Below are 11,832 nucleotides of genomic sequence, written 5' to 3'. Positions count from 1 at the left end.
CTGTCTTATATAGTAGAAGGCAGGAAAATATAATATTTCTCTTGCATCTGTAAATATTTGTTGTAATAAAAAAATGAAAAGGAGAAGAAAAATGATGAAAAACAAGAGTTTATGGAAAGGGTTAATTGTAATGCTGGCAGCAGCATTCGTAATGTTAGTGATGCCAGTGCAGAAGGCATTTGCAGCAGGAACAACAGAGGGACCAAAACTGAAATGGGGCAGTTCGTATAGTGGCAGTACAGAGACCAGTAAATGTTATAAATATGCATTTTCTTTGAAACAATCCGGAAATGTCACCTTTGTATTTCAGGTATCGGATGCTGGATATGCATTTACCAGTATGGGTAAAATAACAGTTTTGGACGAAACAGGAAAAGAAGTATACAAGATTTATAATGTGGGAGATTGTAGTTTATCGCTGGATTTGCTGGCAGGTAATTATACATTAAGAATAGGCATGGAAGGTGGTATGGATGGTTGTAATTTTACATTTACACCATCATTTAAGCCATCTAAGGAAACGAAGTCCGAGCATGCAATGGCAAAGAATAATGAGATGGGAACAGCAACCTCTTATAAGATTGGTAAATCTGTAAAAGGACAGTTAGCGTTGAATGATGATATAGATATTTATAAGATGAGAGTAACAAAAAGTCAGTATCTGAATCTGACGGTATCTAGTAAGCTCCGTGAACTGAACATTAATTTGGTAAACACAAGTGGCAGTCGGAATGTTAGTATATCAGATATTGAAGCGGGACTTCATAAATACAGAGTATTTTTACCAAAGGGTACATATTATGTCAAGTTCAGAGGTGGTGTAAATTACGCAACGGACTATCATTATACAGGTAAGTATTCCTTTAGAACTTCTGTAACTGCAATACCAAAGCCAACTATTACTAAAACAAAACCGGATAATAAGTATAAGACGATGTATATACGGTGTAAGAAAAATTCATTGGCAAATGGCTATCAGTTCCAGATTGCAAGAGACAAAAAGTTTAAAAAGGGCAAAAAGACAAAGCAGGATGAATATACAGGAATGTATATGGTTGATTTGAAAAAAGGAACATATTATGTTCGTGTTCGTTCTTATGTGAAAATTGATAATTATGGTAGTACTCCGGATGAATATTATTATTCTTCTTGGAGTAAGGTTAAGACTGTTAAGATTAAATAATAATAAATACAACCCTACATAAATAAGTACAAAAACTGACATATGGATCATCATATTTTCGGAAGAAAAGATACCTGATCCTCATGTCAGTTTTTTGTTGCCTTTATTTTCTTCATCTTGCTATCCCCTGTGAACTACGTTACAATGAAATCTGGAGAGACGGTGAGACGTGGTAGAAAAGGAAGTGAGTATTATGTGTAATTTAAGTCAGGGTATCAAGGAAGAAAGTGAAGCTAAAGGTGAAGAGAAGGCAAGAACAGAGATTGTACTGAATATGCATAAGAAAGGCTATTCTTTGGATCAGATTGTTGAGATAACAAATCTGGATGTTAGTGCAGTAAAGGCTATAATAGGCTAAACAGAAAAAACGGATCTGACATATTTCTATTAAAAGTATACAAAAATGAAAAAACAGGCGTGTGGGAGGCTACAAATGATTTGCAAAACATGTGGGAATGATCTGCAGGGAAATGAATATAACTGTCCGTTCTGTGGGGCGGCAGTTGATTATACAGAGGCGGTGGAGCAGGCAAAAGCCGGAAGGGAAGAAGGCTTTTCCTATCTGTATGAGATGACATATCGGAATAAGCTGTATATTGCGATGAAATATATGAAGAATGAGGATGAAGCAATGGATGTTCTCCATGATTCCTATGTGAAAGCATTTGAGCGGCTTTCCGGTCTTCAGGATGCAAATTCATTTCCGGGATGGCTCAGTACCATTGTTGCAAATACCGCAAGGAATACATTGAGAGATCGCCATACAGTGAATTTTTCGGATATACAGAGAGAAGATCAGGATGGGGAGGCATTTGAATATTCGATTGCAGATGAGAACATGACAGCCCAGCCTGAGATGGCATGTACAACGAAAGAAACGCAGGAAATGGTACAGGAGCTGATCGGATCATTGTCTGATGAACAGAGAATGTGTGTGCTGATGTTTCATATTGAAGGATACAGCATAAAAGATATTGCGACAGTTCTTGGATGTTCAGAGAATACAGTAAAGTCCAGATTGAATTATGGACGTAAGAATATCAAGGCAAAGGCCGAGGAGCTTCAGAAGAAGGGCTACAAGCTGTACAGCTACACACCTATGGCACTTCTTACCTATCTGCTCATGGCAGAACGAGGAACTATGCTGGTAGCAGGAACCTTCGACAAGCTGGCGGGTGTTGGAAGTGTAGTCGGTGCCGGACTGATCCATGGTGGAGCAGCAGGTGCGTTATCTGCTGCCGGAAGTGCCGGAGCGACCGGGGCTGCCGGATCGGCAGTTGGAACAGGTGCAGCGGCGGGAGGAAAGACTGCGGCAGTCACAGCCGCAAAACAGACCTTTTTAAAGACAGTAGCCGGTAAGATCACGATGGCGGTAGCCGGAGTGGCAGTAGCAGGCGGAGCAGCCGGAGTAGCAATCTACAATCATAATAAGAATACCTGGCAGGATGCGTATACAGAAATAATAAAAGAATACAGACAGGAAATTGAGAATTATAGCTGGCAGACTTCACAAGTGAGGGAGAATGAACCGACGTTGGTAGGAGAATCCAGAGCGATTACTGTTGCTGATATTATGGGAGATGATACTCCTGAACTGATCTTTGCGGCACAGGATGAATCAGATCCGAATAAAGCTGATCTTCATATATATACATATATAGATAATGAAGCAATACAGGTCTATAGTGGAGAACTTGATACAAGGTCAGATGAGAATCGGGACAAATGGGGATCAGAAGGAACACCATATGTATTAGTTTGCACTAGAGAAGTTTCAGAAAATGGATGCCGGTTGTACATACTTTGCAGCGATGGACAGAGTGATGATACAGAGATTGGTGTCATAGATAAGATGATAGAATTCGATGTGGCTACTTCTCGTGGAGATAGCTTACAACCGATTGTCTGGACCTGTCATGCAGAACAGGTGGGGGATGAAGAAACAGCATTGCTTGCAGAACGGGACGGTATATCTGTGGCCTGGGAGGAATATCAGACAAAACGCGACGAAATATATCAAGAAGTGGATAGTGAGGTTCTGAAGAACATGGCGGCGACAGCTCCTTATGGCATATATGATCAGTTGGCAGATATTAACAGAGATTCGTCAGGAAATATAACGGCAGATCGAAATTTAGGAGGAGTAAGTGACGGATGTGAAATGTCCTATGCAGGTGCATTGAAATATTTTAAAGAGAGCAAATAATAAAAAATTATTAGCGTGCCTTTGGCTGTTTATGAGGATCAGTCAAAGGCATTTTATTTTATAAGAGAAAGTTCATTCTATAAAAAAACTCTCCGACTGAAAATACCGAATCTCTCCGATTGTATTTCCAAAAACTCTCCGATTATACTTAAAAAATGGTGTCTGAAAAAATTTTTAAAAAATATCAAAAAATATAAAACTTTTTTGCAACCTCTGTGTCATATAGGTGAAACGATACAGAGGTTGCATTTTTTATGGATGAATTTCCGGATAAAAAATGCTCCTCAGATAAAGAAAAGGAGAATAAAAAATGAAGAAAATGAAAAGAATCGAAATCGCACAGTACATCGCATTGGGAGCAACCTGTTTAACCGTTTTAGGATTTGTCCTTTCCGGTATTTTTGGTGGCAGGATCCCGATGTCTATGATGGGGTATGGAGTTATGGCAGGCATTGTTTCCTACTTCTTCGGAGGGTTTGGAACTGCGGTGAGAATGGCAGGCAAGATAGCAAAATGGGGCTGGCTCATCGTACCATTTCCATATGACATCGTTACAGGTATGGTATCCTTCTTCATCTCGATCATGGTCTTTATCGGATTGCCGATCATTCCGATCCGTAAGGCATACAAAGAGCAGATGATGGATGCTGAAACAGTTGAATAAAAAGAAGGTAGAAAGAGAGGATAGATTATTATGAGTAGAAAAATGAAACAGATCATGTTAGCAGTAATTTTAATGGTGATGATGTGTGCAGTAAGTCCTGCACGAAAGGTATCCGCAGAGGTGTTAAACAGTCCACAGCAGATCGTATGGGGTCAGAGTTACAGTGGTGAGTTGGAAGATGCACAGAATACATATGAGTATACATTTACGATGAAGAAATCCGGTACATTTTCTCTTGCGATTGTGATGGAGGGAATTGGAAAGACACATACCGGGCTTAATTATATAAAAGTCAGTGATATGTATGATAATGAGATCTATACAGCATCAGTCAAAGAAGGAAAAGGCAGCTATAAGGCAGAATTATTAGCAGGTGATTACAAATTATCTCTGTGTGCAGGATTCTATACAGGCTGCAAATTCACATTTACGGCATCTTATAAGGCATCCGGCGAGACACGTTCCGAGGCATGGCTGTCACAGAACGATGAGAAAACGATGGCATTTACCTATAAGGCAGGTACGACCTATAAAGGACAGTTTGCATTTAACGAGACAACAGATATCTATAAGATGAAGATGACAAAGAACCGGTACTTGAACATTCAGATCAACAGCAAGATCAAGGAAATGAATGTTGTGATCGAGAATACAAATGGCGACATTCACTATATTCAGACGGGTGTTACACCGGGAACCAGAAAATACACATTTTTCCTGCCAAAGGGAACCTACTACATCACGATGACCAAAGGCTGGCCATATAGTGTTGATCCAAATTATGCCGGAATGTATACATTTAAGACGACATTTACAGATGTTCCGAAGACCACTGTAAACAAGGTAAAGAATCTTTCATCCGGAAAGTTAAAGGTAACATGGAAGTGCAAGAGCAAGGCGACCGGATATCAGATCCAGATCGCAACGGATAAGAAATTCAAAAAGAATAAGAAAGTATATGATGCGCCATTTAAGAATTACAATAACTGTACATTCTGGGATCTGAAAAAGGGCAAGACTTATTATGTCCGTGTCCGTTCTTATGTAAAGGCAGGTTCCCGCGAGAAGAAATGTTACTCTGCATGGAGCAAATATAAGACTGTAAAGATAAAGAAATAGAATATAATGTTATCCTGATTTTGTGGTATGCTATAATAAAGCAAAAAATATCCAAAAACTTAAAACTTTTAACCCACCTGATCTGTCCAATAAACAGGAGGTGAGATATATGGATGTGTGGAAGGCAGTGTGCGCGTTTGTTGCATTGTTAAGAAAAGAACGAAAGGAGCTGCCGGATGATCCGGAACGCAAGAAAGAATTATTTGACCGGATCGAGCATGACAGGCAGTCCAGATAAATAAAGGTATAAAGAAAATATATAAATTACAGAAATAAGATAAAAAGCAGGAGGAGCAGGATAACATGAAGTGCAGAACATGTGGAAATGATTTACAGGGGAATGAATACAACTGTCCGTTTTGCGGAAGCTGTGTGGATTATACACAGGCAGTGGAGCAGGCGAAGGCAGGACGGGAAGAAGGCTTTACATTCTTATATGAGAACACATACAGGAATAAGCTATACATTGCAATGAAATATATGAAGAATGAACAGGATGCGATGGATGTCCTGCAGGATGCATATATAAAGGCATTTGCCAGATTAGATAGTTTGCAGGATGCAAATGCATTTCCGGGATGGATGAGTACGATCGTAGCACATACAGCGCTTAACGCACTTCAGAAGAAGCAGGCAGTTCTGTTTTCTGATCTGCAGAATGAAAATGATGAAGGGGATGTCTTCGAATACAATCTGGAAGATGAGAATATGAGCACACAGCCGGAAATGGCATGTACGGTACAGGAAACACAGGATATGGTGCATGAGCTGATCGATTCCTTGTCGGATGAACAGAGGGTCTGTGTGCTGATGTTCCATCTGGAGGGCTACAGCATCAGGGATATCGCGACCATATTGGGTTGTTCGGAGAATACCGTAAAGTCCAGGTTGAATTATGGACGTAAGAATATCAAGGCAAAGGCAGAGGAGCTTCAGAAGAAGGGCTACAAGCTTTACAGCTACACACCGATGTGTCTTCTTGTATATCTGCTTATGGCAGAACGTGGAAATATGATCGTTACGCATGTATTTGAGCAGATGGCAGGTCTTGGTGGAAATGTTGCAGCCGGCATCATTCATGGTGGTGCTATGCAGATGGCAGGCAATGTTACAGGCGGGGCTGCCCAGATAGCAGGAGGAACCGCCGGACAGATGACCGGAGGAGCATCCCAGATAGCAGGAGGAACTGCTGGACAAGTAGCCGGAGGAACAGCACAGACAGGAGCTGCCGGATCGGCTGCGGGGGCAGTAGAAGGTGGAAAGGCGGTTGCAGCTACAGTTGGCAAAACGGCATTTATCAAAACCGTAACAGGAAAGATCGTGATCGCGGTTGCTTCCGTTGCGTTGGTAGGAGGTGCGGTCGGAGCAGGATTTGCATATAAGTACTCCCAGGATAAGAAGAAAGATCAGAATGCGACAACAGAAGCCGCTTCGGAAGCAAATGATGATACTGTTACAACAGAAGTGACAGCGGAGACAGAGGCAACCACAGAGGTTACTACAGAAACTTCAACGGAGATAACTACAGAGGCAGCTATCGATGAAAGTCTTTATAAAGCAGCATACAAAGAGGTACTTGAATCCTATAAGACACAGATCGACAATTATTACTGGCAGTATGAGTATGATTATTCGACAAAGACAGCCAAGGAAGAACAGACTCCAATCACGTTTGCCGATGTGACAGGTGATGGTGTGCCGGAGATGATCCTGGTAAGATCAGAACAGAACGAAGCTTCAATTGCACAGATGGATATTTATAGCTTTGACGGAACAAAAGCAAAGAGAATCTTTGGAACGGATATGGAAGAATATGGTGGCTGGGATATAAATGCCGCTTCCGGAACCAGTTATTATCTGTTTACGACTAAGAAGGGAACCTTATATGCATATAGTGGGTTCGGAGATGAGAGTTATACAGACAGTTATATCAAATTCACGGTAGATGATTCCGGCATGCTTCAGAAGTCAACAACCTGGACAAGAAGGAAAGGTCCGAATGACGATTATTCAGCAACTGTTGTCACATGTCAAAAGAATGGTTCTGAGATCACAGAGGATAAGTATAATGCTCAGGTAGAGAAGCTGCAGAAGAATTTTGATACGTTATTAATGTACAATGGACAGGGCAAGGATAAAGCCAAGGAGGTTCTTGGTACGCTGGATGATACCGCTATGACTTATGATGAGGCTATGGAATATCTGGGAACGATCACACAAAAAGAAACAGATAAGGCGGACAAAAATCAGAGGGCTTCTAAAGACGGAAAAGAGATATCTGCCGGAAATGCAGGAGAAGTAAAGATGACATTACCGGAGGATCTCCCGGAAAGCTTTCTTATGTCAAGCGGAGTTGGTGCATGGGGCTCCAGTATGGATATCAAACCGGATGGAACCTTTACAGCTTCGTATCACGACAGTAATTATAGTGGCAGGGGAGTTTCCAGTGGATCCGGATCCTTTAAGAATATTACGCAGGTTGACAAATATACATATACCATGGAGCTGGATACTCTGAACTATGATGATGAGCTTGGCAAAGAAACAACAGATGACAATGGCTATACAACTACCTTCACAGAGCTGTATGGAATTGCCGGTGGTACTACCTTTACGGTGTATCTTCCGGGTGCACCGACAGCAGATATGCCGGATGGAATGAAGAACTGGCTGGGCTTTCATTATTACAATGTCCCGATACCGGATGCCCTTGACTGCTATGCCATTTATAATGTAGATAAGGAAAATGGATATTTCAGCACAGGGTTACAGTAAATAGATAAACCTTACTCTCTCCAGCGTTTCAAGAAAGGCGATAACACGTTTTAACATATCAGGAGCTTCTTCGGGGAACTGTTCTTCCATGATGGATACCAGATTGAATACCGTGTTGTCGCCATTTATATGAACCCATAAGGTACTGCCATATCGGTCAAGCCTGATATGGCTTTTCTTTGGTTTGTGAAAATATTTCTGGGCGATCTTGTGATAAAAACCGGTATGCGGCATCTCGATCACAATAATTCCATCGGGCGACTGTTCCCATGTATAATTCAGATTGATGCAGGGGATTTTGTCCATATAGTTTGCAGTATGGGAAAGAAAACCGGATTTTGATCTTTTTATAAAAAATTGCGAGAGGGTATCTTTACGATTATGGTTCTGTTTTGCAATGACATTTTGTATATTATATTTTTGCATGAGAAAATAAATCCTTTCCGGGTGAAGATATTAAAGTGTGTTATTGGATGATTGTTTATCCTTCGTTTTATGGATCATGTAGATCATACTGAAAAGCAGGGCAAGGAAGAACAGGCAGCCGCCCCATTTTCCAAGATGGAATCCCATAAGTCCCAGATTGATCCGATCACTTACGCCGAATACGGCAAGGACGGCAAGCAGGATTCCAACCAGCCCTTCACCTGCGATCATACCGGAGGAGAAAAGGATACCGTTATTACGGACGGTTTCGCGGGAACCCTCATCGGCCAAGCGGCGTTTCTCCACGAAAAGGCGGATCAGACCACCGATCATGATCGGAACTGTCAGGTAAATCGGAAGATACAGTCCGATGGCAAATGGCAGAACCGGGATACCTAAGATCTCGACAACGACAGCAATGCAAATGCCGACAATAACAAGTCCCCATGGAAGATTGCCATTCATAACACCTTCAACGACCATTTTCATAAGGGTTGCCTGCGGAGCAGGAAGCTCGGTAGAACCATATCCCCATGCTGCATTCAACAGATAGAGAACACCGCCGATCGCAAGACCGGATGCGATCGATCCGATCAGTTCGCCGATCTGTTGCAGATATGGTGTTGCACCGACGATATACCCCGTTTTCAGATCCTGCGAGGTGTCTCCTGCCATGGCTGCAATTATGCAGATAACAGTACCGATGCAGATGGCAGATGTCATACCCCGGTATCCTGCTATGCCGGCTTGCTTTAACAGGATCGTTGCAAATAGCAGGGTTGCGATCGCCATACCGGACACGGGGTTATTCGATGAGCCGACGACACCGACCATTCTTGCAGATACGGTTGCAAAGAAAAATCCGAAAATAATGATCAGAATGGATGTGACCGGATTGATCGGAATATTTGGAAAAGCACTCAGGCCAAATGCTACGATCAGGATACCGCCGATTGCATAAGGAAGCGGAATGTCTTTGGATGTTCGCGAATTTCCATCTGTATGTCCAAAGCCTTTCAGGGCTTTGGCAAATGTGGATGCGATCAGCGGAAATGATTTTAGCAGGCTGAAGATACCACCGGCTGCCACCGCGCCTGCGCCGATATACCGCACATAATTTCCCCATAACTGATCGACTGACAGTTCGCGGATCGGAACGGAAGCGGGGAACAGGATGTTGTCACCTCCAATAAGAACGAGCAAAGGCATGATAACAAACCATCCAAGCACAGCACCGCTTAACAGATATGAAGCAACTTTTGCACCACAAATATAGCCGACACCGACCAGCGCAGGGAGGACATCCATACCGAAGCCCGATCCTTTATAAGAGGAAATCGTCCATGTGATCTCACTTGGAAACAAATGCAGACCATCAGCGATAAATTTATAGACAGCAGAGATGCCAAGCCCGGAAAATACCTGCATGGATTTGTGACCGCCGGTTTCTCCGGCGAGCAGTACTTCAGCGCAGGCAGTTCCTTCCGGAAATGGAAGTGTACCATGTTCTTCTACGATCAGAGCGGTACGAAGTGGGATCATAAACAACACACCGATCAGTCCGCCACAGATGGCGACAAATGCAATCATCAGAAAAGATGGAGGTTTTATATCGGGATTTTCATCTGCCCACATGAACAGGGTCGGCAGCGTAAAGATAGCTCCGGCAGCCAGAGATTCTCCGGCAGAGCCGATCGTCTGAACCATATTATTTTCAAGAATTGAATCGCGGCGCATGATCATGCGCACAATACCCATAGAAAGAACGGCAGCAGGAATCGAAGCGGATACAGTCATGCCGACTCTTAAGCCAAGATATGCATTTGCACCACCAAACACAATTGCCAGAATGATCCCAAGGATCACAGATGTCGGCGTAAGCTCCGGCATCACCCGGTCTGCCGGAATATATGGTTTAAATTGTTTCATATACAACCCTCAAATCATAGTTTTATGCCACTAGTATGTACAGAGTCTGGCAGAAACATACACAGAAAATCTGAAAAAAGAGCTTCATCAGATATGTCAAGACATGGAAGCTGAAATAATAAAATAGAAGGAAACAGGTAGGATGTGTTTAAAGAATAACGCCTGCTGGTTGTACCTAAGGAATATCGTATATTCCATGGATACAGCCAGCAGGCGTTTTTACTTTATGTGTTATTGTTATAAAATAGTTTATTTATTGAGGGCGGCAAGCTGTGCTTTTAAAGCTGCGATCTCAGAAAGCATTGCGTTCTTCTCAGAAAGAACAGCCGCAATTTCAGCGTCTTTTTCGGATAGAGCGGCATCTTTTTCAGACAGAGCCGCTACCGCTTCATCTCGTTCCTTTTGTAGTTCATCGATCATATAGTGAACTGTATTCTCATCTAACATTCGAAGTGCTTCTGAAAACATGGTGATTACCTCCTCCGGATCATACATATATTCAGACATATCCTTACAGATAGCTTCCATCCATGGATAGTCAGATACCAGTGCAGCAAGGTCATCAACCGACTGGGCAGTCAGTAATGACAGCCATGCATTAAGTTCATTGATATCTTTAGCATACTTACTTTCACAGAAAACGTCAAGGGCAACCACATAGAATTCCTGTAAAAGCTTCAGTTCGATTCCGGTATCAAAAACAGTTTTTCCATGATGCAGATAAATATCAGCTGACTGTGTCTCTTTGCATTCATTAGGACTGTTTTCAAACATCACGATCGTGTAAACCGTTTTCAGATTCTTGTAGATGAAGGAACTGCCTTTCAGGCTTTTCACTCTTGTATACTGACGCAACATGAGATCGGAGGAGTAGCAGGACATACGTTCTCCCGGGAAAGCGTATGGGATCTTCTGGATCTCGACATTTGCGATCGAGCCATCTTCTAACTGGACAAGGATATCCAGAAGCAGGAGTGAGGTGGATGGCAGCATGCTGTCTTCGTTCGACAGGATGCACTGAACTGTTACCTTTGTGCCGATGATACTGCTGATCAGACTGGATAATCGCTCCGGATAGATGTCCGGGTTGAACAGCTTCTTGAAAAATGGATCATAAGTTAAAGGCAGAGTTTTTGTACCCTCCATAAATCCAAGAAAGCGGTTCTTCCATTCGGGGGACATGTTCTGATAAGCAAAGAAGCTTCGCGGATGCTTCCGAAGTTCTGCAAGACACTCCTGTTCCGTGCGGGCAGGAAAAAGCTGGTGGATGTTTATTGGAGAACCATTGGCTGGCTGACTGGCATGGTTGTAGTTGGTAACTTTTTCGTTTGATACCGGTTGCTTGTTAAGGTGATTATTGTTGTTTTGGTTATACATAAGTTTCATTCCTCGTTATTTTCCGGCGCCTGTTTTGTCGACAAAGGGAGCATAGCATAAAAATAACAAGAAAAATTGTAAATGTAATAAATGGTATGTCTGGATGTAACAAATAGCACTTTGAGGATAGATTCAGCTAATTATTTTTGATAA

General features: G+C 42.3%; 10 protein-coding genes. 7 read left to right on the top strand and 3 right to left on the bottom strand.

All coding sequences use genetic code 11. The features are described 5' to 3' along the window. Positions 1 to 91 precede the first annotated feature (91 nt). From DWY07_RS04935 to DWY07_RS04915, 7 genes are all read left to right on the top strand, one after another. Positions 92 to 1,183 carry a hypothetical protein gene (locus tag DWY07_RS04935; RefSeq protein WP_117822383.1) on the top strand — a complete coding sequence of 364 codons (1,092 nt, stop codon included), beginning with the start codon at positions 92 to 94 and terminating at the stop codon, positions 1,181 to 1,183. Positions 1,184 to 1,376: 193 nt separating this feature from the next. Then, positions 1,377 to 1,541, top strand: a complete 165-nt coding sequence (locus DWY07_RS13190; protein ID WP_156782874.1) for a hypothetical protein — start codon at positions 1,377 to 1,379, stop codon at positions 1,539 to 1,541. A gap of 75 nt (positions 1,542 to 1,616) precedes the next feature. Continuing rightward, positions 1,617 to 3,389, top strand: coding sequence for an RNA polymerase sigma factor (locus DWY07_RS04930; RefSeq protein ID WP_181983883.1), 1,773 nt, complete (start codon positions 1,617 to 1,619; stop codon positions 3,387 to 3,389). Between the two features lie 310 nt (positions 3,390 to 3,699). Beyond that, positions 3,700 to 4,053, top strand: coding sequence for a hypothetical protein (locus tag DWY07_RS04925; protein ID WP_021944654.1), 354 nt, complete (start codon positions 3,700 to 3,702; stop codon positions 4,051 to 4,053). A 30-nt stretch (positions 4,054 to 4,083) separates the two neighbouring features. Next, positions 4,084 to 5,172, top strand: coding sequence for a fibronectin type III domain-containing protein (locus DWY07_RS04920; protein WP_117822381.1), 1,089 nt, complete (start codon positions 4,084 to 4,086; stop codon positions 5,170 to 5,172). Between the two features lie 109 nt (positions 5,173 to 5,281). Continuing rightward, positions 5,282 to 5,410 carry a hypothetical protein gene (locus DWY07_RS13515; protein WP_264293245.1) on the top strand — a complete coding sequence of 43 codons (129 nt, stop codon included), beginning with the start codon at positions 5,282 to 5,284 and terminating at the stop codon, positions 5,408 to 5,410. 65 nt (positions 5,411 to 5,475) lie between these two features. Then, positions 5,476 to 7,947 carry a sigma-70 family RNA polymerase sigma factor gene (locus tag DWY07_RS04915; RefSeq protein WP_117822380.1) on the top strand — a complete coding sequence of 824 codons (2,472 nt, stop codon included), beginning with the start codon at positions 5,476 to 5,478 and terminating at the stop codon, positions 7,945 to 7,947. Here DWY07_RS04915 and DWY07_RS04910 read toward each other — a convergent pair. From DWY07_RS04910 to DWY07_RS04900, 3 genes are all read right to left on the bottom strand, one after another. Continuing rightward, a complete protein-coding gene (locus DWY07_RS04910; protein WP_173784022.1) occupies positions 7,939 to 8,253 on the bottom strand; it encodes a PqqD family protein in 315 nt (104 codons plus the stop codon). The two genes, DWY07_RS04915 and DWY07_RS04910, sit on opposite strands and share 9 nt — an antisense overlap. Positions 8,254 to 8,403: 150 nt before the next feature. Next, positions 8,404 to 10,302: an oligopeptide transporter, OPT family gene (locus DWY07_RS04905; protein WP_117822379.1), complete on the bottom strand. Its 1,899-nt coding sequence runs from the start codon at positions 10,300 to 10,302 to the stop codon at positions 8,404 to 8,406. A 249-nt stretch (positions 10,303 to 10,551) separates the two neighbouring features. Beyond that, a complete protein-coding gene (locus DWY07_RS04900) occupies positions 10,552 to 11,679 on the bottom strand; it encodes a PD-(D/E)XK nuclease family transposase (RefSeq protein ID WP_117822378.1) in 1,128 nt (375 codons plus the stop codon). Positions 11,680 to 11,832 lie beyond the last annotated feature (153 nt).

The sequence above is a fragment of the Clostridium sp. AF23-6LB genome (assembly GCF_003461085.1).
In the GTDB taxonomy this organism is placed as follows: domain Bacteria; phylum Bacillota; class Clostridia; order Lachnospirales; family Lachnospiraceae; genus Coprococcus; species Coprococcus ammoniilyticus.
This window is presented reverse-complemented; position numbering and strand designations above follow the sequence as displayed.

Excerpts from the sequence above, each read along its gene's own strand:
- DWY07_RS04910 (WP_173784022.1), bottom strand. The coding sequence starts at position 8,253 with ATGGACAAAATCCCCTGCATCAATCTGAATTATACATGGGAACAGTCG.
- DWY07_RS04935 (WP_117822383.1), top strand. The coding sequence starts at position 92 with ATGATGAAAAACAAGAGTTTATGGAAAGGGTTAATTGTAATGCTGGCA.
- DWY07_RS04900 (WP_117822378.1), bottom strand. The coding sequence starts at position 11,679 with ATGTATAACCAAAACAACAATAATCACCTTAACAAGCAACCGGTATCA.
- DWY07_RS04915 (WP_117822380.1), top strand. The coding sequence starts at position 5,476 with ATGAAGTGCAGAACATGTGGAAATGATTTACAGGGGAATGAATACAAC.
- DWY07_RS04905 (WP_117822379.1), bottom strand. The coding sequence starts at position 10,302 with ATGAAACAATTTAAACCATATATTCCGGCAGACCGGGTGATGCCGGAG.
- DWY07_RS04930 (WP_181983883.1), top strand. The coding sequence starts at position 1,617 with ATGATTTGCAAAACATGTGGGAATGATCTGCAGGGAAATGAATATAAC.
- DWY07_RS04925 (WP_021944654.1), top strand. The coding sequence starts at position 3,700 with ATGAAGAAAATGAAAAGAATCGAAATCGCACAGTACATCGCATTGGGA.
- DWY07_RS13190 (WP_156782874.1), top strand. The coding sequence starts at position 1,377 with ATGTGTAATTTAAGTCAGGGTATCAAGGAAGAAAGTGAAGCTAAAGGT.
- DWY07_RS13515 (WP_264293245.1), top strand. The coding sequence starts at position 5,282 with ATGGATGTGTGGAAGGCAGTGTGCGCGTTTGTTGCATTGTTAAGAAAA.
- DWY07_RS04920 (WP_117822381.1), top strand. The coding sequence starts at position 4,084 with ATGAGTAGAAAAATGAAACAGATCATGTTAGCAGTAATTTTAATGGTG.